This is a genomic window from Stieleria tagensis (assembly GCF_024129865.1).
Classification (GTDB): domain Bacteria; phylum Planctomycetota; class Planctomycetia; order Pirellulales; family Pirellulaceae; genus Stieleria; species Stieleria tagensis.
Window position 1 is genome coordinate 95,820 of the sequence record NZ_JAMYFE010000086.1, and the last position, 25,565, is coordinate 121,384.

Genomic DNA, 25,565 nt, shown 5'->3' on the forward strand with positions numbered 1-25,565 from the left:
TCCGATTGGCAGCGTTATTGGATTGCGGCCAGCGAAAATCAGAGCCGGGCGGGCATTTCCGGTTTGCCGCAGGGGTCTCGCTGGACGACGCCAAGTGATACGCCGGACGTATCGTTCGTCGTTCGACCAGCAAGGAAGCGACCAATGCTCAGCAGATCCCCCCAAAAATTTCCGCGTGCAAATTCGACTGCAAAACTCGCAGCCCTGTTATGCGTCCTAACCGGAACGGTTGACGCGGCAGAGACGGTGGCACCTTCCAAGCAAGCCACACAAATCGCCAGCCCGCCCTTTGCCGGAACCCCGTCGGCCGATCTGCAGATGCGGCCGAAGAAGAAAAACAACCACGTCGAAACAAGCAAGGCTCCGATCCGCCAGGGCCAGGTCCAAAGCAATCCGATGATCGGCAATCCCTTGGTCGCCGGGGCGCCACCAAAGTTACGTCGCTTCCGAATCGAGGATCGCCAGCCTTTGGTGCCGCTGGACAGCTTGCTGCCGCAGGACGACGATGCCGCGGCGACGGTTCCCGCGGAACCCACCGTCAATCCGCCGGTGGCTGTGACAAACGATCAACAGGAATTCAGCAATCTGATCCGTGGCGCCGACACCGGTTCGCTGGCGATCGATCTGATCGGTCGGCATATGGAACGTGATGCGGATTCAGATGCCCCTGCGCTCCCGATCAAGCGTTTGTCGACCGACACCATTCCGATGCTGCCCCAGACCCATCAATACAGCAACGATGACCGGAGCGGTGAAACACCCATGAACGACGTCAGTGTGCACATCGACATCGGCCCCGAATCCAAGTCCCCGATCACATTGCCCAGCCCCTATCGGCCCGACCCCACAGGAAAGTTGGGCATGCCGCTTGAAGTCAGCGAAATCCTGGCCGTCAATCGCGCTGAACAACCGCAACAAAAACGAACCGCTGATCAACCGCCACCGGTGACCACGCACACCAGCGGCATCCTCACCCGTTGGCTGAACCGAGTGCGATAAAAACACTTAAAACCGCACATCACGATTGTTTTCGGGACGAGGCGGACGGCGTTTAGGCGTCGTAGCGGACCAGATACCAGCCTCGGCCCAGCGAAAGCGCGGACACCAAATCATGCTGATCTGCCAGCCCGCCGACGAACGATTGCGGACAGCTTGATTCAGGATGCCATTCGGCCCAGTCGCTCGACTGGTCGCCAACCAATTGCAATTTGATAGCCCCCGCCGGTGACCGCTCGACGGCGCTGACACAGACACCGTTCCCCGCCACTGCGGGTGATTGCAACAAAATCAACGTCGTCGGTCGGCCAAAGGGATAGGCCATAAACGGCCCCATTTCCGCCAGGTTCCCATCGCGTAGTGGCCAATCAATTCGAAGCGGCGAAGCAATCGATTCCAACTGGTCAATCTGAGTGACCATGCGGATCCGCTTGCCCTGCCAAGCGACCCACCGATGGTGGTTTGCGATTGCGAACCACAGTGCCGCAATGGCCGTGATCGACAACAGTGTTTGCAGGGAAACGGACCGCGCGCCTTGGGTCGAGCGCATGACAAAACGCAGACAGATCCCTGTCATCGTGATCATCGCCAGGGCCAATAGCACGATCAGCCCCGCCGGACGCTGCCAGCCGACATGGGCCGTCGCAGCATCCACCGCCGCCAGCGGCGAGACCAACAGCGATTCCAGTTGCCCCATCATCGGTTCAAACTGCAGATCAACCGCCGCCCACAACACAACGGTTGCCAGTGTACCGAGATGAACCCACCACAATGCGTTTCTGTGTCGCACCATTTCAATCACAATAGGCCAGTGCCATCAGCGCGAAACTGGTCGCCAAGTTCTTGTCGTTTTCGAACCAGCGTTCATTGGAGTTGGACCACGAACCGTCTTCGTTCTGACGACTGGCGAGTTCCGCGACCAAATCCTTGCGCCAATCATGCTCACTGCCGTCGGATGCTTTGAGCGTCTTGATGCCAGCCGCTTTCATTGCGGCGGCAAAGGTGTGGTAGTAGTAATACAGACCGGCCGACCCCATACCTGGATTATTGGCGACGTCATAGTGGTCGGAAATCCATTGCACCGCGGCTTTGACACGGGGATCGTTGGATGTCAGCCCGGCAAAAATCATGCTTTTCAAACCGGTGTAGGTCATCGACCCATAGCTACGCAGACCTCCATTTGCGGTGTAGCGTTCTTCCGATGTGCTCGGATCAATTTTGGTGGTCGGGATTTCGTAATAGAAACCACCATCATTGACTTTGGCCGCAAACTGGGTGTCGTTGGCTGCGCTGTCCAGATTCTGGCAGCGTGATACGAATGCCAAGGCACGCTTGATCGCAGGGTCATCCGCAGCCGTTTCCGTCGCGCGCAGCGCTTCGATCATATAGCCGGTGTTGGACAAATCGGGACGCCCGGGGCCACCATAGCCGACACCGCCGTACCACGGATCAGCCGGATCACGCTTGGTGTCGCCGTACTGAATGTCTGTCACAAAGGCCTTGGCTCGCTGCAGCAGTTCGTTGTATCCCCCGTTCTTGTTGGCTTCGGCAAAACACAACATCGCGACACAGGTTTCGTAATTCCGCAGTCGCCCGTTGCCATAGATGCCGCCATCGGGCTTTACAAATCCTTCGAGCGCCTTCAATCCCTCGGCGACCATCGGATCACTGCTGTCGCGGCCGTTGCGCAGGGCCGAGGTGATCGCCAGGGCCGTGACACCGGGGCCCACGCGATCGGAAAACGTTCCGGCATCGGACTGCCCCGATTTCGCCAGATAGGCCAGGCCTTTGTCGACGACTTGCTGTCGCTGAATCTCGGTCTCAGATTGGGTGGCGGTTGCCGTTTCTTGGGCGACCACGCCGGCACTGGTCACGCAAATCAGCACGGCTTGGACAAATAAACGCCGGTCGCGGCGGAAATTCCATCGTCGACTCATCGGGGGGATCCTCAATCAGCAAAAAAGGTACAGTTTCAGCCGACCACTCGGCTTGGGTAACCGATGAATGCACGCTCCGTACCAATCTCGCTGCGATCTATCCCGCGGTCGCCAGCAAACCCAGTCCGTTGGACGTTTAGCCGATGAAGGCGGACTCGCTGCAGCGTCCGGCACCGATCCCGGCGGAGCGACAGCGCTCGATCAGTTCGTCCGCGATTGCTCGATATCGACCGGCAAACTCTTTGGTGTATTTCGCGTCACAATTGATTTGTGCAGTCGCGATGTGTCGAGGGTCGACCGCTTCGGCCAACCGCGTGGAATTGGGGATCACCGCTTGAAACGGTGTCGGAATTCCAGGAAAGGGATCACGTACCATTTCACGATGCAATGCCACCTGCGAACGATACAGCGTCCACAGTGTTCCCAGTCCGGTCATCTTGTATCCATATTTGCTTATCCGTTGCACCAGATTATGCGTGCCACGCATCGACAATTGGTCGGGAATGCTGGGGATGACATATCCATCAGCGACTTTCATAAACAACCGCACTTGCATCGCCACACTGGGTGGGCAATCGACCAAGACAAAGTCAAACTCGGTTCGCAACCAGCGATCCATTTTCCGCATCTGGCGCTGTAGTTGGACCAGGATTTCTCGCTCGGAAGTGTAGGTGCGACAGAGACGACTGGAGCGAGCCAGGTTGCTAAAGAAATCATCGATTCGAAAGGAACAGGGGATCACCGACAATCGATTCTCAGTCGCCAGCACGTTCGACGCACCGCGAATCACATACCGTCCCAAACTGCCCGGATCGAAGTCGACATCGGCCATCGACAAGAACACATCGTGCAGTGTGCTGCCACGTCGTTCTGCTTGCATCATCCTGGATTCGCCCACCAACAACTCTCCGGCCATGCTTTGGTGGTCGGCATCGATCACCAAAGTCCGCTGCCCCTGCTCGGCTAAGGTTTCAGCCAACGCGACGGTCGAGGCCGTTTTGCCAACGCCTCCTTTCAAGTTGATCATCAGCAATAGGGGCATTGTCTCGGCTCGTCGTGTGGTCAGGCTGGAGTGGATTTACGTGCAGGCTTCCCCCGGGGGGGCTATGGGACACTATTGGCTACAGATGAACGTCGTGGCGAAGGCCGCCTGACTCAGCCCCGGCAAAATCACAGCGGCAAACATCGGTTCGCCGATTTTATCGCTATCAGCGATTCAACCTGATCCTTATCCAGCGCCGGTTTCACACCGACGTTCCTCGCACCGGCCGGCTCAACCGGTTGCAAATCCGTTGGGCCTGAACCCGATCGTCGGTTGTGACCATCCTGACCGCTAATTCCCCAACCCAATGGCCGCCATTCGTTACCCGCCGGCGATGAAAAACTGGGTGCGACAGGCACAGATGACGATGCCGAATGCGATGTGTTCCATCCTGCGCAGGTCAGTCGACGAATCAGCAATCGAGCTCGCCTGCTGCAGAGAGCCAATCAACCGCTTTGCAGACACCGGCACCTCGATGAAATCTCGTTACGGCTCCTCCAACCCACCGGCCCGACGACCCCGTCCCCAAACGGCGCGCGACAAACGACGTCGAAATTCGACCGCGTTTCGCCCGCGTATGGAGACGCTAGAAATGCGTCGTGTGTTGGCAGCGGCGACCAATTTGGCAGCGATCTCCGGAACCGTCTACGACGACATCAACAACAACAATGTGGTCGATGCCGGCGACGTCCGGATTGCCGATGCGCAGATTCGTTTAGAATCCACCAGTGGTTCGTTGATCCAAACGACAACCAGCGACGCTTCGGGCCTGTATTCCTTCCCGATGCTGACCGCCGGCAGTTACATCGTTCGCCAACCCGCGCAAACGACGCCCAGCAATCGGAATTTGGTTGAAAAGGTGTCTTCGACGATCACGATCACCACCGACGACGTGACCGGCACCTTGTCGACGCGAATCGATTCCTTTGATTCGACATCGCAAACCGTCACCGACAACATCGCCGACAACATCCCGGTGACCAGCCAAATGAACGCCCCCGAAGCCATCGGTGGCCAGCGTGACTTGGTCGTCAACGACGTCAGCGCCTCGGACGATAGCGGCGTGCAACTGGCAATCGCTTCCTCGCTGGGCGTGATCAGTTTCGACTCATTGACCGGTGGTGATGGTGAACGTCGTGTGATTTGGGACGGCATCGATTCCGACCCCATCAACGTCGACGACACGGGATTGGACGTCGACTTGACCGCCGGTGGCCAAGCGTTTGGTTTCAACCTGGTCGCCGGCAGCGACTCGGATGACTCGATCGCAATTCTGCGACTGTACTCCGACGACAACAACCCGGCCACCGCCAGTCGCTACTCCTTCGCCCGGGTCCCGATCCCGGAAACCGCTAGCTTCGACATTCGTGAAATCGAATACGTCGCCTTCACTGCTTTCCAGAGCGTCGGTGGCGGCGCGGACCTGACCAACATCACCGCGATCGAATTGGAAATCGAAGGCGGGCGTCGCACCGACGGTGTTGCGGAACTGATCGGTGCGTTTGCAATGACGCAGTTCAACGCTGATTTCGACAACTATGACGAAGCCGAATTGGCGATCACCAAAACGGTCGACAATGCGTCGCCCAATGTCGGCGACACGATCAACTACACCGTTCAGTTGACCAACAATGGCCCGGCCGACGCCACCAATGTGCAAGTCACCGACCAATTGCCCGCCGGTGTCCAATTCCTGTCCTCATCGGCCGGCAACAATTACAACGCCAGCACCGGGATCTGGAATGTCGGCACGCTGACCGCAGGCCAAAACAATCAAGCCACGTTGGTGATCACCGGCCGGGTCACGACCGTGGGATCCAAAAACAATGTTGCCACGATCACGCGCAGCGATCAAACCGACCAAATCGACAGCAACAACTCGGCATCGGTGAACCTGACACCACAGCAAATCGATCTCGAGGTCAGCAAGTCGATTGACAACGTGCTGCCCAATGTGGGTGACACAGTCACCTTCACCGTGGTTGCCGCCAACCGTCTGGGCCAGGATGCGACGGGCGTCCAAGTTCGCGACCAACTGCCCGCCGGACTGCGGATTGCCGCCCCCGGCGATGTGACCACGACGACCGGTTCCTACAACTCGGCCAATGGCGTCTGGGACGTCGGTACGATTTCCGGGAACACGACGGAAACGCTGACGATCCGCGCCATCGTCGACACCGCCGGTTCGCGAACCAATTCCGCCGAAGTCATCGCGGCCAACGAAGCCGATATCGACAGCATCCCGGGAGATGGGACCGGCGATGATTTTTCCAGTGTCACCTTTGCCACCGCTGCCGCCAACCTGAGCCTGACGAAAACCGTCGACGATGCGACGCCCAATTTGAACAGCATCGTTAACTTCACCGTCACCGTCTCCAACGCCGGCCCGAATGATGCAACCGGCGTCACCGTGCTGGACCAATTGCCGCCGGGACTGACTTTCCTGATGTCCTCGGCGCCTGGGCAATACAACCCCAACACCGGCATTTGGGACATCGGCACGCTGCCCAACAACGGCAGCACGTCATTGACGATCCAAGCCTCGGTGGACCAAATCGGAGTCAAAACAAACTCCGCACAGGTCGAGACCGCGGATCAGGACGATAGCAACAGCACACCGGGCAACGATGTGCCGGGCGAAGATGATCAAGCCCAAGTCCAGATCACTCCGCAAGCGGCCGACCTGTCACTGATCAAAAGCGTCAACAATCTGTCGCCCGACATCGGCGACACGGTCCGGTTCCAAATCACCGTTTCCAATAGCGGCCCCAGCACGGCGACCGGAGTTCAAGTCCGCGACCAATTGCCCTCGGGGACCCAGTTCGTCGCCGCCAACTATGCCCCCGGCAGTGGCAACGGCGGCGTGGCGGACTTCGATTCGGTCAGTGGAATTTGGAATGTCGGCACCCTCGCTTCTGGGACGTCGGTGACGTTGAATCTCGATGCGATCGTCACCGGCGCGGGGTTCCAAACCAATATGGCTGAAATCATTGCGTCGGATCAGCCCGACACCGACAGCACACCGAACAACGGCGATCCAACCGAAGACGACCAAGACGACGCACAAATTCGGCCGCGTCAGATCGATTTGATGTTGAATAAAACCGTCGACAACTATTCGCCGACGGTGGGCGACGAAATCGAGTTTGTGATCACCGTCAACAACACCGGCGATGATGTGGCCACCGGTGTGACTGTCGCCGAACAATTGCCCGCCGGTGTCACGTCGATCGACGAGTCGCCGTCACGTGGCAGTTATGACCGTTCGACCGGCATTTGGACCATCGGTTCGATCGGGATCAACGATCCGGTGACGCTGACGATCCGCACCCGAGTCGATTCGATCGGAATGGGCACCAACAGCGCCCAGGTCCAGACCGCCGACCAACGCGACATCGACAGCACGCCCGGAAACAACGTGCCCACCGAGGACGATCAGGATTCCGTGGCATTCACGACGGAATCCGCCGACCTGTCACTGGAAAAAGTGGTGTTCGGCGATAGCCACCCCAATGCCGGTGACCAGATTTCGTTCGACATCACGGTCACCAACAGCGGTCCCGATAACGCGACCGGAGTCCAAGTCCGCGACCTGCTGCCGACCGGATTGACGTATGTCTCCAACAGCGTTTCGGCTGGCATCTACAACTCGGCCAGCGGCGTCTGGACGATCGGCGAAGTGCCCGCTCCGACCGAACGACAAACCCTGATCATCGGCCCCGAAGTGTTCACGGCGACCAGCGGGAACATGGTGTTCTCCCAGCAAAACAGCCCGATCACGCATGACAGCCCGATCGCGTTGTTCCAAAGTGACCCGCTGGGCGAAACGGCAAATGCCTTGGTCGCACTCGGCTATCTACCCTCGCAATTCCAACTGCGCGAAGTTTCGCTGGCAACGAATCCGAGCGGCATCAATATTGAAATCCGATTTCTCGGCACCGCATTGGAAGGCGTCGATGTGCCGCGGATCAATGTGATCGGCAATTTGAACACCGCGGTCAACACCGAAACGATCGAAGACAGCGCGGTGGACGTCAACGCATTCGCGACGCTGCGGATCAATGCGATCGTCGACACAATCAACGACGTTACCAACATCGCCCAAGTCATCGCCGCCGATCAAGCCGACCCAGACAGCACGCCGGGCAACAGCGTTGAAACCGAAGACGACTATGCCAGCGCCACGATCATGCCGCAGTCGATCGACCTGTCGCTGACCAAGACCGCCAGCGTCGATCGGCCCAATCCGGGCGACGAAGTCACGTTCACGCTCTCGGTCAGCAACGACGGACAGGATCCGGCGACCGGTGTCGAAGTCACCGATCTGCTGCCGCCCGGTTTGACATTCGTCCGCAGCCAGCCCTCGGGCGTCTATGACCCCACCACCGGCGTGTGGACCGTGGGCGGTGTCGGGACCGGTGAAACCGAATCGCTGCTGATCGTTGTGATGGTCAATTCGGACTTCGCCGAAACCAATAACGCCGAGGTCACCGCGGCCGACCAGCGTGACATCGATAGCACTCCGGGCAACGGCGACCCCAACGAAGACGACTCGGCCGGCGCCACCGTGACACCGGCGACCGCGGACCTGTCGGTCAGTAAAACCGTCGATGACAACACGCCCAATGTCGGCAGCCAAGTGGTGTTCACGATCGTCGTCGCCAATGATGGCCCAGACATCGCGACCGGTGTCCAATTGCGAGACCAAATCCCCGCCGGCATGACCGTTGTCGAATCGACGGTCAGCACGGGCACCTATGACGCCGGAACCGGTGTGTGGGATTTGGACATGATCGCCGTCGACGGCCAGGAAACGCTGACAATTACCGCCAGCGTTGACAGTGTGGATGACAAAACCAACATCGCCCAAATCATCGCCAGCGACCAGTTTGATCCCGACAGTCGCCCCGCCAACGACGATCCCGACGAAGACGACCAGGATAGCGCGGCGCTGTCACCGGAACTGGTGGATTTGGCGCTGGTCAAAACCGTTGATGACGACAATCCGAACATCGGTGAAGTCGTGTTGTTTGAATTGGGAGTGTCCAACGAGGGCCCGTCCACCGCCACCGGTGTCACGGTGCTCGACCAACTGCCCGATGGCCTGACCTACCAGACCTCGCGCGCCAGCCTGGGTGTATACGATCCCAACACCGGGATCTGGAACGTCGGCGAAGTCCCCGTCGGAGCCACGCCGACGCTGCAAATCGAAGCCGTCGTGGGGATGATCACCGGCGCCGTAAACACCGCCGAAATTCAGTCCGCCGATCAACCCGATTCGGACAGCACACCGGCCAACGGAGACCCCAGTGAAGACGACCAAGCCTCGGTCACACTGACCACCCAGATCGCCGACCTGTCGTTAACCAAATCGGTCAACAACGACGCGCCCGGGCGCAACGACGAAGTCGAATTCACAATTCGGGTGACCAACTTGGGCCCCAATCATGCCACCGAAGTCGTCGTCAATGATCCACTGCCACCAGGATTGCGATTCGTTTCGTCCGACGCCACCGGCGGCAGTTATGATCCCGACACCGGTCTGTGGACGATCCCAACGATCGACGCCGACCAGTTCCAACAATTGCGGTTGGTGGCCGCAGTGACCAGTGCCGAACCCTCCACCAACGTCGCCGAAATCATCCAATCGCAGCAGATCGATCCCAATAGCACACCCGGAAACGGAGACCCCGATGAAGACGACATCGCGTCGGCCAGCGTCACGCCGCCGGTGATCGACATTTCGGTTGCCGGAACCACCAGCAACGAAACTCCGCTCGAAGGCGATACCATCCAAGTCGCGTTCACGGCAACCAATGATGGCCCCGCCGATGCCACGGGCATCGAATTCGCTGTGGCCATCCCCGACGGGTTCGCATTGGTCAGCAGCCAGCCGCAATCCGGCAGCTACGACAGCACCACCGGTCGCTGGAACCTGGGCGACCTGGATGCCGGCCAAGCGACGCGGTTGGTGCTGAACCTGAGAATCGATCAACGCGGAATCAAGAACGTGGAGATCGAATTGGTGGCCGCCAATGAGTTCGATATCGACAGCACGCCGGACAACCAGATTGATTCCGAAGACGACCAAGCTTCGGTGCTGATCAAAGCCCCCCGACTGCTGCAAAAGAGACTGTTCCTGTCTCGCTAAAAAAAACCGCTTCTCAACCTTGCGGATTCCGGGCCCAGACATTACGCTTCGCGGCCCTAAACATCATTTTCAAACCAAATTCCCTCCCCCGAGGAAGCTACCATGACGCTCGATCGCAGCCTGAAGGTAAAAGCCGGGGCGATCAAGTCGCGAAACGTGCTGACCCGAGCCGAGCGGATCGCCCAGTTGCAAAAACTGGAGAAATTCAACGAGGAAGACGACATCCTGGGCATGCCCAAGGTGCGCGTTGTCAAAGTCTCGTTGAAGAAGAAGAAAAAGGTCAAGAAAGCCGACGACGACAAGAAATAGGCTCTCTCGCCGTTTCCCTGTTTCTTCGTGGCGACCTCACCGCAAGCGACTTTTTTCGTTCCATCACATCGCAGATTCGCCGCAAGTCGGGTTCGTGTTGAACACAGCCCGACGCGAGAGTTCCAAAGTTGCGCTTTTGCCCGTTGTGCTTTTGCCCGTGGGGCACTGGTTTTCGGTAACCCGAAGCGTCAGCGAGGGGATCCCGTTAACACCCAAAATCCCTCGCTCACGCGTCGGATTGTGATTCAATCGCAACTTCAAACGTGTGAGCCAGGGTTGCGAAATCATCCCCCCATATGACACGGGGTGCTGATTAAAAGCGACCAAGCCGTGGCGAATTTTTTCGCGCACGGCTTTTTTATTGCCCGATTGCTCTGCCGGGGGACTTGGCAGTTAGCATAGAACGAAGCTGTAGAGGTCACCCGGCGAGCGCGCCGGAGGTCTTTCCATTTCGCAAGACTTACCTGGCCGATTGCCTCAACGAATCCAGACTCGCCATGTCCACCGCCGATGCGCCCGTGACGCCTGAAACGAGATCCGAATCCGCGGAAACGGACCAAACGGTTCAAACTGCGGCCGTCGACCAAACCACCGCCGACCAGCTACCGGCCTACGATCCTCAACGACTTGCCCCACCAGAACAGACGCGGCCGACCCGGATCCTGTGGGAATACGTCGCGGTATTAACCGCGGTGCACCTGGTCGCCCTGCTAGCAGTGCTGCCCTGGACTGCCGCCTATCTGTTCACTTGGTCCGGGTTGATCATCGGCATCGCCGGCCACTTTGTGTTCGGCATGATGGGAATCACAATCGGTTACCACCGCCTATTGACCCACCGCGGATTCACCTGCCCCAAATGGCTTGAGCACGGATTGGCGATCTTGGGGATGTGCAATCTGCAAGATTCGCCGGCGCGGTGGGTCGCCATTCACCGCATGCACCACCAGCACAGCGACAAACAACCCGATCCGCACTCGCCGCTGGTCAATTTCCTGTGGGGTCACGTCGGCTGGGTTCTGGTCCGTAACCGCGACCTGGACCGCACCAGTCACTACGAGCGCTATGTGCGCGACCTGTTGCGCGACCCGTTCTACTTGCGACTGGAGCGAAGAGGCGGCTGGTTCTTCGTCTTCCTCGCTCATGCCGCCTTGATCACACTCGTGGGTGCCGTGGTCGGATTCATCATCGGCGGCGGATCAGAAGCGATTCGCTATGCGGCTAGCTACTACGTTTGGGGTGTCGCGGCACGCACCGTATTCGTGCTGCACGGCACTTGGGCAGTGAATTCGGTGGCCCACGTCTTTGGCTATCGCAATTACGAAACACGGGACGAAAGCCGCAACAATTGGTTGGTCGCATTGCTGTCACACGGCGAGGGCTGGCACAACAACCACCATGCCGAACCACGCTCGGCGGCCCACGGTCACCGCTGGTGGGAATACGACATGTCTTGGTGGGTGATCCGCAGCTTGGAAATGGTCGGACTGGCCAAAGACGTCGTCCGCCCCAAATCGATGACCAAGTCTTAGTGGTGCTCCCACGTTTAAAAGTGGGGTAAGCTTCCAGCTTGCCATCATTACACCGGGTGAATCGGTTCCACACCGCCAATCAAACGCGGGCCCCACGCAGAACATTCTTCTACCAAATCTTCGCCCACCCGCAATCGCCGGTGAAACCGTCTGAACCCTGGCGGGCCCAGCTACGACCAAGCGATCAGCAACGCTGCAGGCCCCGCGCAGAACATTCTTCTGCCAAACCTTCGCCCACTCGCGATCGCTGGTGAAACCGTCTGAACCCTGGCGGGCCCAGCTACGACCAAGCGATCAGCAACGCTGCAGGCCCCGCGCAGAACATTCTTCTGCCAAATCTTCGCCCACCCGCAATCGACGGCGAAACCGTCTGAACCCTGGCGGGCCCAGCTACGACCAAGCGATCAGCAACGCTGCAGGTCCCACGCAGAACTTTCTTCTGCCAAATCTTCGCCCACCCGCGATCGCTGGTGAAACCGTCTGAACCCTGGCGGGCCCAGCTACGACCAAGCGATCAGCAACGCTGCAGGCCCCGCGCAGAACATTCTTCTGCCAAATCTTTGCCCACCCGCAATCGCTGGTGAAACCGTCTGAACCCTGGCGGGCCCAGCTACGACCAAGCGATCAGCAACGCTGCAGGTCCCACGCAGAACATTCTTCTGCCAAACCTTCGCCCACCCGCAATCGCCGGTGAAACCGTCTGAACCCTGGCGGGCCCAGCTACGACCAAGCGATCAGCAACGCTGCAGGTCTCCCACGCAGAACATTCTTCTGCCAAATCTTCGCCCACCCGCAATCGCCGGCGATACCGTCTGAACCCTGGCGGGCCCAGCTACGAAGACGGCTTGCTTGCAAAAAATTGCTTGCGTTGTTGTGACTTGATTTTGCTGTCAATTCCGATCATTGGTGATCTCTGCGGGTTGTATCAGATCAATCACCAACAACCGCTTATGGCGGCTGGCTGACGGCGGAATTGCAGGGATCATCGTTTCGACCTGTCCGATCATTACAACGGCGAACAACGCCAAAATGATCGCACCCGTCAGATCAGCCTGACGGAAGCCAAGGAGAGGGAAACGCAATGAACACGAAACAGCGGAAACGCGACGCACGACGACGCCATCGACGGTCGATGCTGTTGGCGTCTGTACTCTGCTGTGTAGCCTCGCCAGCAATGGCGGAAACGCACACCAACCCTTTCTTTTTAAGCAAGCACCGCATTAGCCAGCCCGCCGGCGACACCCCCGCAGCCACCTCCCTACCCTCTAGCGATACGGTCCCGACGCCGCGGCGCATTCGGCGGCTGCCGGTGGTCAACCATGCCCCCAGCGACCCGAACCGCCCGGTAGCGACGGAACGGCTGCCGCAATTGCCACCGAGCCATCGAGCACCCCAGGCCACACAGGCCGAACCCGCACCGTCGACACAGCTCGGCCAGAACTTCGAATTGCCGACAACGCCGCCTGCTAGCGAGCAAGCTGCGCCTCGGATGATCGCCGTGGCCGCCAAACGCCATGCGGATTTAAACGCCGACCAGCCACGACGTGTGCCTGCCGGCGCCCCCAGTTGGCTGCAATCGATCACTCCCGACTCTTGCAGCGATCGCGCGGCGGCACTGCTGGACGATGCCTACCGCGAATACTCGGTGAACGCTTGGGCGAGTGCTGAAGCATCGGGATGGAAGGCGATGGAGTTGATCGCGACCGGCATCGATGTCACCGCCCCCACCGCAACCACCACCACCACGGCGGCGCATTCATCGTCCGCGGATCTACAACAGGCGCGAACAGCCATTCGCGAATCGCGTGACTTTGTCGCCTATGGTGCGTCGGTCAACCCCAGCGAACTCGAAGGCATCGTTTCGTCACACCAAACACCTGTCTTGGCCGGCCAACTTGTCCCCGGACTGACACCGACGGTGGCGGCCGACCGTTACCTGGACTATGCCCGCACCAAACTGGCTCCGCTGGCAGCGAACCGAGTCGAAGCGGCACAGGCGATGGACTTGCTGGCCGCGATCCAACTGGGACGCAACGAAGCGAGTTGGTTGCCAGAAGAAACCGCGTTGTGTTTACGCCGTTCGGCCCTGCAAGGACAACCGACCAACCCGGCGCTGGCGACTCGACTGGGGATGCAGTTGGCATCGATGGGATTGGATAGCGAAGCCGAGATGGCGTTGCGACATGCGATGTCACTGGCACCGTCGGACGAAGCCTCACAGGCGCTGGCGCAAATCATGATGCGTCGCGGTGATCGTCAGGCCGCGATGCAACTGGCCCAACAATCCTCGGCAGCCAACGGTCCGACGGTGACGACCAACCGGGTTCCTGAAATCGTCGAATTGTCACCGGGCGAATTTGCTTCGATCTCGCCGGCGGTCAACTTGTCCGGCGCGACCGCGGCGGCACCCGGCGGATCGCTGTCGGCCCAGCCGACTCAAGCGTCGTTTGCCGGCTATCGAATGCCAACGCCGGATCCGCCGGGCCCAGCGGCAACCCCCGTGACGCAAACTGCGCCGCCTACCGCACCAGCAAAACTCCCACGGTCTGTTGTTGACCATGCTCCGTCGGATCTCAACCCAGCCGCCAGCGATCCCAGCGCTGACGCCCAGCGCGAACCGGTTTCCACGAGCAAGATGAAGACGCATCTGAATCGCTACTTCGGCAACCTGCCAAAACTGTGGTAGTCGAAATCGATCCGTCCCGCTTCATCGGCTGCGAGTTTCCTGTCTTTCACCTTCCACACCACGACCAAAGCGAATTCGAGATTTGTACATGCAGTCTCAAATAATCGATCGTCGCCGGAACGCCAGGAAGGTGTTGATGGGTGTGGCTTGGATACTGATGACTGCCTGCGGAGGGGGACTCAACGGTTGGATCACGGCACATGCTCAATCCCCCGGATCAGCAGCCTTGGGGATCGGTGTCGCCCAGGACGGGCCGGTCACCAACGAAATGTTGGGCCAGTTTGGTAGCACCGTCTCCGAAACCGAATGTGGATGCCGCAATGTTCCCGGTGGCTATCCCTGCCAGGGCGGATGCCCAAAATGCATGATGGCAGTCGATTGCCAGGACCAGTGTGGCCAGGAGGGACGCTGGCGCGATATGGCCCCTCAGCCGTTTGACGCCTATGGGCCCGGGGGCTACGCCGGACCGTCACGCTATGCGCATCTGAGCGAATATCGACTGCGTCCCAATGACCAGCTACAGGTGATCTATCTGATCACCCGGCGGCAAGACCAAGGCGACTACCGGCTTGCGCCCGGCGACGAAGTATTGATCGAATCGGTCGCGGACCCCGATCTGACGCGCGGCACCCTTGAACGTGGATTGGTGATTCAACCCGATGGCACGATCACGGTTCGTTTGCTGGGACAAATTCACGCCGCCGGGTTGACGGTCAGCCAGTTGCGCCAAGTTTTGGAAACCAGCTACAAAAAGTTGTACGACGAACCATCGATCGATGTCACGCCGGTTCGCACCAACACGCTGGCTGACGACATTCGCAATGCCGTCGGTGGTGCCAGCGGTTTGCAACAGCAGGCGCTCAATGTGACCGTGATGCCCGACGGAAAAATTCGCTTGCCTGGTATCGGTGGTCTATGTGTGCAAGGGTTCTCGCTGCCGGAATTAAAGAAAGAAATCAACCTGCGATACCGGGAACTGGTTGTCGGACTGGAAACCGAACCGATCTTGACGCAACAAGCCAATCACTTTGTCAACGTCTTGGGACAGGTCGCTGCACCGGGACGAATCCAGCTGGAAGGCCCGACCACCGTGTTGGCTGCAATCGCACAATCTGGCGGCCATCTACCCGGCGGCAACATGCGTCAAGTGGTTGTCTTTCGACGAGCCGAGGATTGGCGTTTGATTTCGACGATGTTGGATCTGCAAGGCGCAGTCTATGGCAAACGCCCGACACCCGCCGATGAAATCTGGCTGCGTGACGGTGACGTCATCATCGTGCCCGATAAACCGATTCAACGTTTGGACAACTGGTTGGCATTGGTCTTTACCAACGGTGTCTACCGCGTCGCACCATTCAACTTTGACGGCCGTTAACCCTCTGTGATCGATCCGTAGAATTCAGGTCTGCGATCGGCAAATCGATCGATGATGTGTGTGCCAGCCGTCCGCTCGATTCGCTTGTTGCGTGCCACTGCCAAATCGATCTCCGCCAGCAACATCGTTTCCTGATCGCCGTCGGTCGCTGCCAACACCACACCGTCGGGTCCACAGATCGAGCTGAGGCCACAAAAGTCAAACCCATTTTCGTGTCCGACACGATTGGCCGCAGCGAAATACAAGTGGTTTTCTAGACTGCGAGCCGACGGCACGATCTGAGCCGTGCGCGCCGCTTCGACAGGCCAGTTGGTACCGAGCGCAATGATGTCGGCCCCCGCCAACCCCAACACCCGGATCGGCTCGGGAAAGGATGCGTCGTAACAGATCGCCAGCCCGATCTGTGCTCGCCCCCGCCGGGGTGTCGCTGCAGCGAACGTTTGGTAGGGTTGATCGCCACGGTCCACAAATCGATCCACCCCCAGGTGCGGCAGGTGAATTTTGCGATAGCAACCGACTACCCCGTCCGGCCCAATCAGCACGGCACTGTTGTACAACCGTCCCGCTGCGGACTCCAAAAACCCCAGCGTCACAAATTGCCCCCATTGGCGGGCAGCTTGACCAAGTTTTTGAAAAATTGGATCGTCGATTTCCAGTGCGACTTCCAGTGCGTGTTGGCGTGAACCAAATGCGTAGCCGGTCAACATACACTCGGGAAAAACCACCACGTCCGCCTCTTCGGTCGCACAATCTTTCTTTTTTTCTGCGGCCGTTTCCATCCATGCCAGAACGCGATTCAGGTTCGCAGCGGGGTCGGCAAACGTCACATCGGATTGGACACAAGCGATCAACATCGTAAAACACATGCGGGTAAATCGGAATTTCCAGCCAAGAAGCGGACACAGATGAGCGACAAAGAGTTTGATTTTGACCTATTTGTGATCGGAACGGGTCCCGGCGGCGAGGGGGCGGCGATGCAGGCTCGCAAAGGCGGGTTGCGGGTCGGAGTCGCCGAACGATACCGTCAGATCGGCGGCGGCTGCACCCACTGGGGGACGATTCCCAGCAAAGCCCTGCGATACACGATCACCAACACCATGAACGTGTTGAAGAATCCTGTCTTCCGAGAACTGGGGATTCATGCCAGCCCGACCATGGAGCAACTGCGGCGTGGCACCGAAGCGATCATCCGCAAACAGGTCACGATGCGGCAATCGTTTTACGATCGAAACGAAGTCCCCATCTTTTTCGGGCAAGCGCGGTTCGTTGACGAACACACCGTGTCGATCGACGATGCAGAAACGATCCGCAGCAAATCGTTTGTCATCGCCACCGGCACGCGTCCCTATCACCCGCCCGATGTCGATTTTAGTCATCCACGCATCTTCGACAGCGACACCGTTTTACAACTCGAAGAAAAACCCAGTTCGATCACGATTTACGGCGCCGGGGTTATCGGTACCGAGTACGCATCGATGTATCGAAACATCGGAATCAAAGTCAATTTGATCAACACCCGCAGTCACCTGCTGGAATTTCTGGACGATGAAATCGTCGACGCATTGGCCTACCACCTACGTGACCAAGGCGTGATCATTCGCCACAACGAGGAAATGGATCGCATCGAAGGACACAGCGACGGTGTGGTGCTGCACCTGAAAAGCGGCAAAGCGCTCAAGACCGATGCGTTTCTATGGGCCAACGGGCGCAGCGGAAACACCGAAGACCTGGGGTTGGAAAACATCGGACTGGCAGTCAATAGCCGAGGCCAATTGGAAGTCGACGAACAGTTCCAAACCGCCAAAGCACACATTTATGCCGTCGGTGATGTGATCGGTTTTCCCTCGCTCGCCAGTGCCGCCTACACGCAAGGCCGCGCCGCAGGCATGCATGTGCTCGGACGCTGCGACGGCAACTTGCGGATCAACGACATCCCCACCGGAATCTACACCAGTCCCGAAATCAGTTCGGTCGGAAAAACCGAGCGTGAACTGACTGCGGCCTGCATTCCCTACGAAGTGGGCCAAAGTCAATTCAAAAGTTTGGCCCGTGCTCAAATCATGGGAACCACCGTTGGCATGCTCAAAATTTTGTTTCATCGCGAGACATTGGAGGTGCTGGGTGTTCACTGCTTTGGCGCAAACGCATCGGAAATCATCCATATCGGCCAAGCGGTGATGAGCGGTCACGGCCAGACCCTGGAGTATTTCATCGAAACCACATTCAATTATCCCACCATGGCCGAAGCCTACCGGGTCGCAGCGCTCAATGGATACAACCGACTGTTCTAGTCACATCACCTGTCGGAGCGCTACAATGGCTGCTGTCTGAGCGGCCAGTTGACCGGTCGGACTGTTTCGCACCGCATCGGCCGACTTGATTCATGACCAAAGCCTTCGTTTCCGCGTCTCACTCGCTGGCCGACCAGCCGCGGCAGCAATCGCTAACGATCCGTCGCGATCATCCACCGCGATCGGATTCCGATCGCCAATCCAGTGATGGATCGCCACGCCCTTCTTATCCGACATGGACGTTCCTGGCGTTGGGATTGATCATTGGTTTGGTCGTGATCTTGATCGCGGTGCTATCGGGCGTCGGTGGGCGCGGCGCCGTGGTGGCCGAAAGCCCTGCGGTGGGCCCGATTCCCGATCGCTACGATGCCGGCCGGGCGATGGGCTACCTGAACCAACTGTGCGATTTAGGGCCTCGGCCATCGGGCAGCCCGGCGATGGTGCGGCAACAGCAATTGCTCGAAGATTTTTTCGCCAAACGTGGCGCCACGGTGACCCGGCAAGGTTTCGAGACCCGCAATCCGAATGACGGATCCGCGCTCGAGATGACAAACTTGATCGCTTCCTGGCACCCCGATCGACCCAAACGTTTCTTGTTTTGTGCCCATTACGACACGCGGCCCTATCCCGACCGAGACCCCCACAACAAACGCGGTGTTTTCATCGGCGCCAATGACGGCGCCAGCGGCACCGCTGGGCTGATGGAATTGGCCAATCAACTGGATGACTTGCCCAGCGATATTGGCGTTGATCTGGTGATGTTCGACGGCGAAGAATTTGTCTGGCAAGAACGCCGCGATCGCTACTTCATTGGATCGACCTATTTTGCCAATCAATACAAAACCGAGCCACCTAAGATCGGCTACCAATCGGGCGTCCTGTTCGACATGATCGGCGATAAAGAATTGAAGCTGTACTACGAAGTCAATAGTTTGCGATACGCCAAAGACGTGGCGCGATCGTTCTGGAAAACCGCCGACCGATTGGGCGTCCAGGCCTTTGTCATGCGACAGCGACATGAACTGCGTGACGACCATTTGCCACTGAACCAGATCGCCGGGATCCCCACGATTGATGTGATCGATTTTGACTACCCGCGACCCGGCATTGGCGCCCCGTCGTACTGGCACACGCAACAAGACGTGCCGGCCAACTGCAGTGGTGAATCGATCGCGGCCGTGGTCTGGGTCGCACACCAATGGATGATTTCGCAAAGCAGCGTTTCCAACCAGACGAATCAGTAACAGGCGCGAGTGAATGTTTGCCGGAGGACTCTTGCTCGCTTCAACGTTGATCTTTTTTGCCTGCTGGCTGCAATGGACAGAACATCGCGGTTGGCCACATGAGGATGTGGACCGCGACGAAGACGAATCGTATCTGCAGCGCCGCAAGAAATCGCGATCTCGGGTCAACCTACTGATTGGGATCTGTGGCGTCCTGATCCTTGCCGCCACGATCGCCGGCGTCGGATTGGTCTTTGCTGCCGCCTGGACTTCGGTGGCATTGATCCTGATGGTGATCGTGATCTTGGCCGGACTGGATGCCTATCGCACCCATCGGCACCACCAAGAAAAAATGCGTCAGATGCGAAAGCGTGCGACGGAGGATTAACGCACCCATCTCGTGACATTCTTAAACGCCACCCTACTGCTAGCACTGACCGCAATCGGCATTCCGATTGTGATGCATCTGATCGCCCGGAAGGAGCCCAAACAGGTCCTCTTTCCATCGGTCCGTTTGTTAACGCAGCGTTTCGAAACCAACCGCAGCAAACTGCGAGTGCGTCGCTGGTGGTTGCTGGCGTTGCGGATTGCCGCAATGGCTGCGCTGGCCCTGGCACTGGCCCGCCCCGTGATTTCACAGGCGCTGTCGCTGACCTGGTCGACGATCGGAATCGTGGCACTGGCCGCAATCGCGACGTTGGTCATGGCGTCGGTGGCCGCCGGCAAACCCAATCAAACCAAATTGATGTGGTCGTTGCTGGCCACATCCGCCGTCGCCGGTTTGATCGCCATCCTCTGGGGCGGATACACCGCTGCCAGTGGCACCAAACCACAAATCGATCGAGCGACTCCGGTGGCCCTGGCAATTGTGATCGACAATTCGTCGCTGCTGGGTTGGAACGAGGGATCAAGCGATCATTTGACACGCACTCGCAGCGCCGCCGAACAATTGCTTGTTGCTGCCAGTCCCGAGAGTCGGCTGGCGATCATCGACCGCTCGGCAACCCCGGCAACGTTTGCCTTGGATTTAGCCGGCGCTCTTTCCAAAGTCGAACAGTTGCAACCGTTGGAAGTCGTGCAGCCGTTGGAATCGAGACTCGAGGCCGCCGCGCGGTTGTTGCAGTCCAGTGAGATTCCATCGCGCCAACTGGTTTTGATCAGCGCACTGCCGGCATCCAGTTTCAACGACCAACCCAGTGGAAATAGCTTGGCTGGACTGATCGACGAACTGGGAATTCGAGTGACGCTTTGGGATATCGGTGGATTTGCAGGTGTGAATCGAAGCCTGTCGGTGCCCCAACTGTCCGATCGCGCTCCCGCACCCGAAACGCCCGTTGTCGTTGCCACAACCCTGTCGATCAACCAGGATGAATCGACAACCGATCAACCAGAAACCGATCAAACCGTTGAGGTCACCGCCGAATGCGTGCTGTATCCCAGTGACGCCGCATTGCCGGTGGTGCGCGACGGAACCATTCTGCTGCCCGCCGCCAAGCCGGTCGATCGTGTCAGTGTGCCAGTCTCGCCTGGCCGCAATGTGGAACTGCAAATGACCCTGCCACCGCTGCCGGTCGGTTTGCATCACGGTGCCATTCATCTGACCGGAAGCGATGCGCTATCAATTGATGATTCCGGCTACTTCACCGTGACCGTGCTGCCGCCCAGTCGGCTGTTGCTGGTCGGCGACCGGACCGCCGAAGTCGATGAAATCGGCTGGAGCATCTCGGCGCCGATACCGGTCAATGACCCCGCCGCACAGTATGCGATCGAGCAAGTCAGCTACCAAGATCTCGCGGCAACGACGATGACGAATTTCGCCGGTGTGATCTTGCTCGACCCACCGGAAAACTCTCTCGGCACGCCTGAACTGCAGCGTTACATCGCCGCCGGCGGTTCGGTTTTTCTGGCCGTCGGCGATGCGCTCGGCGCAGACCAGGTCCAGGTCAATGGCTACCCCACTTTTTCAAGACGTTGGCGTGTCCCCGATCCGGGAACCTTTCTCGAGATCTCCGCCGCATCCCACCCGGCTCTCAATGCGCTGGCGCAAACGCCCGGCGGTGTTCCGTTCCAGGATGCCCGCGTCTACCAATACTGGCAGGTCGATCCCGGCGATGACGGCCAAACCCTGATGCGCTATGCCGGCATGGATCACGCGGCGCTGTTGGAAATCCAAGCCACGGCAAACGTCCCCGGAAAGCTGTTGATCCTGACCACTCCGATTCCTGACTTGGTGGCGGGCGAATCCTGGAACGAATTGTTCCGGTCGGGTTCCTGGACCGCATTTGCCTTGATTCGCGAACTGACACAATACTTGACGGGTCGCAGCAGCGAATCGTGGTCGATGCCAGTCGGCACCGCGGTGTCGATCCCGATCCAATCGCTAACCGCCACCGATGACCAACCACGGCGATTGCAGTGGTTTCCGGCTCAGGGCACTGCGCCGGTACCGATCGATCTGGCAACCGAATCCGGCGATGAAACACAACCACGCCAGCGGATCTTGATCGGCCAACCCCAGCACAGTGGCGTCCACTGGATCCGTGGCGACGAACCTGGATTGGGATTCACGATCAACTTGCCCCGCGCTCAGCTCGCGACCAAACGCGTCGAGCCGTCGCAATTGTCGGCGCTGTTGGGTGATGAAGCGGTCAAACGAATTGAGTCGCTGGACGAAATGGAATGGACGGCGGGTCGGTCGCAACCCTCTGTGCCACTGTGGTCGCCGATCATGTTGTTGGCGCTGGTCATTTTCCTGCTTGAACAGATCCTCGCAAATCGCTTCTATCGCCGTCCCAACACCGGGCCCTCGATCACTGCCGCTACCAGGAGTGCGGCATGACACAATTTGCACTCGAGCCGATTTATGGATCGCTGACAGTCGCGATCTTGCTGGCGCTGTTGACGGTCGGCGTGATCGCAATGGTCACCCCGCCTACCGACGATCCGAAGAAACGAAAGTGGTTGATCGCCCTGCGTTCATTCGCCGGTTTGGTGCTGTTGCTTGCAGCAATGCGACCATCGTTGATCCGCAGCGACAATCGGCCCGCGCCAGCCACGCTGGTCGTCGCGGTCGACACCTCCAAAAGCATGACGCTGCCGGACGGCGACGGCAGCGATCGCTGGTCCAGCCAAATCACCGCGCTACACCAATTGATGGCCGGCGTCGCGAAACTGGACCGCACCCTGGATGTCCGTTTGCTGGGTTACGACAGCCAAACCGACTTGATCGGCGATGCCCAAGACAGTGAATCGATCGCCAACATCGACCAACCGCTGCAGTCGCGTCAGCCCACCGGCGATACAACGGACCTGGGACGCGCGATGCAGGATTCGATCGACGCCGCTGGTGGAAAACCGCTGGCTGGCGTGGTGATGTTCGGCGATGGTACCCAGACCGCGACTCCCGACCCAACCAACAGCAGCCCGCAAGACGCGATCGCAGCACGACGTGGTGCCGAAGTCCTGAACGCCCTGGGGGTGCCCTTGTGGACCATCCCGATCGGACCGCCAGGCAGCGACGGTTCGGCTCGCGATGTGGCCGTCACCAATCTGACCGATAGTTTCCGATTGTTCGCCGGAAATCAATTCGATGTGGCGTTCGCGGTGGAAACCAGTGGCCTGGCCAACGTGCAAATCCCAGTCACTCTGTCGTGGATTGCCAGTGACGGTTCCAAAACCGAAGCCCGCTCGCGCCAGATCGATCCTCGCGGGGCCAGCGAAACCATCGGCATGAACATCCAGATGACCGCACCCGCACCTGGGCTGTACCGGCTGCAGGTCGACGCCGCCGCGCAAGAGGGCGAATGGGTGACCAGCAACAATTCGCAAACGGCGTTTGTCGAAGTCCGCGCCGGTGGCGGCCGGATCTTGATTCTGGAGGGCGCCGGCCGCCCCGAACAAACCTTCGTGCGCCGCGCGCTACGACACTTTCCCGATTTGGAATTGGACTACGCCCCGATCCGAGGTGACCAAAACTGGCCGGTTTCGCTGGACGCCGTTCTGCAACCTGGACGCTACGACGTGATCATGATCGGTGATCTGGATGCCAGTGCGATCGGCCCGGCCCAGTTGGCTCAAATCGCGGAGCGCGTCGGCGAAGGCGTTGGCCTGATCACGATGGGCGGATTCCAAACCTATGGCACCGGCGGCTATGCCGACGGCCCCCTGGCCAGCGTGCTACCGGTTCAAATGGACGCAGCACTGCGTCGCCAACCGGTTCGCGATGCATTGTCAGCGGCTGAAAAAAGTGCTCGCCAAGCCGCCCAGCTCGCCGGTCCGATCCAAGTCCGCGCGGCGAAAAACCATCCGATCGTGGCGCTCGGCGGGGATGGAAGCGAGAACGTTTGGAACTCATTGCCGGATCTACCCGGTGCCAATCGTTTTGTCGGTCCCAAAGTCGCAGCCGGTGTGCAAGTCTTGTTACAGACCCCACAGCAACAACCGCTGTTGGTGATTGGCAGCTATGGCAAAGGCCGCGTGGCATCGTTGGCCGTTGACGAAACGTTTCGTTGGTGGCGTGCGGGAAAGGCCGAAGCACACCGTCGATTCTGGCGTCAGTTAATGTTGTGGCTGATGTCTCGCGAAGAATCCGGCGGCGACAGCGTGGTCGCGGAAATGGATCTGCGGCGATTCGAACCCGACGCCACACCCGAGTTCCGGGCTCGATTACAAACCCTAAGCGAAGATCCATCGGGGGTCACACTGGCCGCCAGTGTGATCGATGCCAACGGCCAAGCAACAACACTCGAGGTCACATCCACCGTCGGGACCGACGTCCGCATCAGTGGTCGGATCCCAAAATTGGAGCCCGGTTTTTATCGATTGCTGGTCCGCGCCAGCGACGATTCCATTCAAAGTGACGAAGTCGCGTTTCAAGTCACCGAGACCAGTCGCGAGCTTGCCCGGCCGATGGCCGATCCGGTCTACATGAAACAGCTGGCCGATTTAACCTCGGCCCACGGCGGAGCTGCGTTCGACACACAGCAGATCGAGGAACTGATTGCAACGATTGCCGAAAAACGCCGCAGCGCCCAAACACCCGTGATCGAAAAAACGCGACTCGGCGATGGCCCCGCCAGCGGCTGGGCGGTGTTCCTACTATTCGCCGGCGCACTCACAGCAGAGTGGCTACTGCGCCGCCGCTGGGGCATGGCATAGATCCGCGCACAATCGATCGCTGCACCGGTGCGAGATCTCCCCTCGCCCTCGTGACAAACAGGAAGTTGCCAGACGTTGGTGATTTCACCGATGCCATTTCCGACAACATAGAACGCTGCCGCGACGTCGGCCACGGAAGTGAAAGACGGACCTTAAAAAGCGCCAAGCAAGAGTCCCCCTACTTTTTTTCTCATGCTATCCGTGCCAAAACCAGGGAGTGGATTGGCCACAGATCAACACCGATAAACACAGATCGCTAGAGACGGTAGACCTTCTCCCAAAAGCCCGAACCCAATGTATTTGACACTTGAAACGCACAGCCGATGACCTGCTTCGTCAGCGTGTTCAACTCGTCGTTGTTCATCTGTGTTGATCCGTGTTCATCTGTGGCTACACCCGCCACAGACCGGCCAGGTGCTTTTGCGAACCTCATTGCAGAAGACTTCCAGACTTGTGCCATATGCGGCTGCATCAGGTCGCTGATTCGCCACATCCACTCGCACGGGGAACTGCGTGACATTTTAAGTCCGCTGCGGATGAAGATCTCATCCATCCGGCAACGTGGCAAGTGATCCCCACACATGCAACGGCGATGGCAGCCAGCAAGCCTTCAGCAACGGGGCACGTTAATGATTCCTTCTTGATGCCTACTTGCTCCGGAGTCGGCCACCGGAGAGTGCAAGCCTGTTGGCGAAACTTGCGTTGGCTGAACGACTGCGCCAGTTTTTTCGGATACCGGTGAGTTACCGCCTGCGGGAGAGCAAGTGATTGCCAGCTTTTGAGTCCTGTAATCTTTTCTGCTCTGGAGCCTTTTCTCCTGAATCAGGTTGGATAAATACAGTCGTCTTGATCACCTTGTTCGTATTGGT

General features: G+C 58.8%; 16 protein-coding genes. 11 read left to right on the plus strand and 5 right to left on the minus strand.

The features are described 5' to 3' along the window. The first annotated feature begins 144 nt into the window (after window positions 1–144). Window positions 145–999 (plus strand): hypothetical protein, encoded by an 855-nt coding sequence (locus NHH03_RS20115; protein WP_253158986.1) that lies wholly within the window; start codon window positions 145–147, stop codon window positions 997–999. A 52-nt stretch (window positions 1,000–1,051) separates the two neighbouring features. Here NHH03_RS20115 and NHH03_RS20120 read toward each other — a convergent pair whose 3' ends face one another. The 3 genes from NHH03_RS20120 to NHH03_RS20130 all read right to left on the minus strand — a co-directional run bounded on the left by NHH03_RS20120 (window position 1,052) and on the right by NHH03_RS20130 (window position 3,975). After that, a complete protein-coding gene (locus NHH03_RS20120; protein WP_253158988.1) occupies window positions 1,052–1,789 on the minus strand; it encodes a hypothetical protein in 738 nt (245 codons plus the stop codon). A gap of 1 nt (window position 1,790) precedes the next feature. Beyond that, a complete protein-coding gene (locus NHH03_RS20125; protein ID WP_253158990.1) occupies window positions 1,791–2,933 on the minus strand; it encodes a prenyltransferase/squalene oxidase repeat-containing protein in 1,143 nt (380 codons plus the stop codon). A 136-nt stretch (window positions 2,934–3,069) separates the two neighbouring features. Next, the gene (locus tag NHH03_RS20130) at window positions 3,070–3,975 is read right to left on the minus strand and encodes a ParA family protein (protein ID WP_253158992.1); all 906 of its coding nucleotides are present in this window, start codon (window positions 3,973–3,975) and stop codon (window positions 3,070–3,072) included. Between the two features lie 592 nt (window positions 3,976–4,567). On the opposite strand from NHH03_RS20130, the gene NHH03_RS20135 reads away from it, so the two are divergent. From NHH03_RS20135 to NHH03_RS20155, 5 genes are all read left to right on the plus strand, one after another. Then, window positions 4,568–10,126, plus strand: coding sequence for an SdrD B-like domain-containing protein (locus tag NHH03_RS20135; protein WP_253158994.1), 5,559 nt, complete (start codon window positions 4,568–4,570; stop codon window positions 10,124–10,126). A gap of 102 nt (window positions 10,127–10,228) precedes the next feature. After that, the gene (locus tag NHH03_RS20140; protein WP_253158996.1) at window positions 10,229–10,435 is read left to right on the plus strand and encodes a small basic protein; all 207 of its coding nucleotides are present in this window, start codon (window positions 10,229–10,231) and stop codon (window positions 10,433–10,435) included. Window positions 10,436–10,932: 497 nt separating this feature from the next. Next, entirely contained in the window at window positions 10,933–11,964 is a 1,032-nt protein-coding gene (locus NHH03_RS20145) for an acyl-CoA desaturase (protein WP_253158997.1), read from the plus strand. A gap of 1,081 nt (window positions 11,965–13,045) precedes the next feature. Next, entirely contained in the window at window positions 13,046–14,650 is a 1,605-nt protein-coding gene (locus tag NHH03_RS20150; RefSeq protein WP_253158999.1) for a hypothetical protein, read from the plus strand. Window positions 14,651–14,807: 157 nt separating this feature from the next. Then, the gene (locus tag NHH03_RS20155) at window positions 14,808–16,025 is read left to right on the plus strand and encodes a polysaccharide biosynthesis/export family protein (protein WP_253159001.1); all 1,218 of its coding nucleotides are present in this window, start codon (window positions 14,808–14,810) and stop codon (window positions 16,023–16,025) included. Here the strand turns inward: NHH03_RS20155 and NHH03_RS20160 are convergent. Further along, entirely contained in the window at window positions 16,022–16,891 is an 870-nt protein-coding gene (locus NHH03_RS20160) for a carbon-nitrogen hydrolase family protein (protein WP_253159003.1), read from the minus strand. The genes NHH03_RS20155 and NHH03_RS20160 overlap by 4 nt on opposite strands. A 39-nt stretch (window positions 16,892–16,930) precedes the next feature. Here NHH03_RS20160 and sthA point away from each other — a divergent pair, with 39 nt between their 5' ends. From sthA to NHH03_RS20185, 5 genes are all read left to right on the plus strand, one after another. After that, window positions 16,931–18,316, plus strand: coding sequence for a Si-specific NAD(P)(+) transhydrogenase (gene sthA, locus NHH03_RS20165; RefSeq protein ID WP_253159005.1), 1,386 nt, complete (start codon window positions 16,931–16,933; stop codon window positions 18,314–18,316). Window positions 18,317–18,408: 92 nt separating this feature from the next. Continuing rightward, on the plus strand, window positions 18,409–19,560 hold the full coding sequence (locus NHH03_RS20170; RefSeq protein WP_253159007.1) for a M28 family peptidase: 1,152 nt from the start codon (window positions 18,409–18,411) through the stop codon (window positions 19,558–19,560). A gap of 31 nt (window positions 19,561–19,591) precedes the next feature. Further along, on the plus strand, window positions 19,592–19,927 hold the full coding sequence (locus NHH03_RS20175; RefSeq protein WP_253159009.1) for a hypothetical protein: 336 nt from the start codon (window positions 19,592–19,594) through the stop codon (window positions 19,925–19,927). A gap of 12 nt (window positions 19,928–19,939) precedes the next feature. Then, a complete protein-coding gene (locus NHH03_RS20180) occupies window positions 19,940–22,378 on the plus strand; it encodes a BatA domain-containing protein (protein WP_253159011.1) in 2,439 nt (812 codons plus the stop codon). Beyond that, on the plus strand, window positions 22,375–24,696 hold the full coding sequence (locus NHH03_RS20185) for a glutamine amidotransferase (RefSeq protein WP_253159013.1): 2,322 nt from the start codon (window positions 22,375–22,377) through the stop codon (window positions 24,694–24,696). Before NHH03_RS20180 ends, NHH03_RS20185 begins: the two co-directional genes overlap by 4 nt. A 256-nt stretch (window positions 24,697–24,952) precedes the next feature. On the opposite strand, the gene NHH03_RS28235 is transcribed toward NHH03_RS20185, so the two are convergent. Beyond that, entirely contained in the window at window positions 24,953–25,279 is a 327-nt protein-coding gene (locus NHH03_RS28235) for a GxxExxY protein (RefSeq protein ID WP_315861475.1), read from the minus strand. Window positions 25,280–25,565: the final 286 nt, after the last annotated feature.

Excerpts from the sequence above, each read along its gene's own strand:
- NHH03_RS20135 (WP_253158994.1), top strand. The coding sequence starts at position 4,568 with ATGCGTCGTGTGTTGGCAGCGGCGACCAATTTGGCAGCGATCTCCGGA.
- sthA (WP_253159005.1), top strand. The coding sequence starts at position 16,931 with ATGAGCGACAAAGAGTTTGATTTTGACCTATTTGTGATCGGAACGGGT.
- NHH03_RS20140 (WP_253158996.1), top strand. The coding sequence starts at position 10,229 with ATGACGCTCGATCGCAGCCTGAAGGTAAAAGCCGGGGCGATCAAGTCG.
- NHH03_RS28235 (WP_315861475.1), bottom strand. The coding sequence starts at position 25,279 with ATGTGTGGGGATCACTTGCCACGTTGCCGGATGGATGAGATCTTCATC.
- NHH03_RS20155 (WP_253159001.1), top strand. The coding sequence starts at position 14,808 with ATGACTGCCTGCGGAGGGGGACTCAACGGTTGGATCACGGCACATGCT.
- NHH03_RS20185 (WP_253159013.1), top strand. The coding sequence starts at position 22,375 with ATGACACAATTTGCACTCGAGCCGATTTATGGATCGCTGACAGTCGCG.
- NHH03_RS20120 (WP_253158988.1), bottom strand. The coding sequence starts at position 1,789 with ATGGTGCGACACAGAAACGCATTGTGGTGGGTTCATCTCGGTACACTG.
- NHH03_RS20145 (WP_253158997.1), top strand. The coding sequence starts at position 10,933 with ATGTCCACCGCCGATGCGCCCGTGACGCCTGAAACGAGATCCGAATCC.
- NHH03_RS20130 (WP_253158992.1), bottom strand. The coding sequence starts at position 3,975 with ATGCCCCTATTGCTGATGATCAACTTGAAAGGAGGCGTTGGCAAAACG.
- NHH03_RS20150 (WP_253158999.1), top strand. The coding sequence starts at position 13,046 with ATGAACACGAAACAGCGGAAACGCGACGCACGACGACGCCATCGACGG.
- NHH03_RS20160 (WP_253159003.1), bottom strand. The coding sequence starts at position 16,891 with ATGTGTTTTACGATGTTGATCGCTTGTGTCCAATCCGATGTGACGTTT.
- NHH03_RS20170 (WP_253159007.1), top strand. The coding sequence starts at position 18,409 with ATGACCAAAGCCTTCGTTTCCGCGTCTCACTCGCTGGCCGACCAGCCG.
- NHH03_RS20115 (WP_253158986.1), top strand. The coding sequence starts at position 145 with ATGCTCAGCAGATCCCCCCAAAAATTTCCGCGTGCAAATTCGACTGCA.
- NHH03_RS20125 (WP_253158990.1), bottom strand. The coding sequence starts at position 2,933 with ATGAGTCGACGATGGAATTTCCGCCGCGACCGGCGTTTATTTGTCCAA.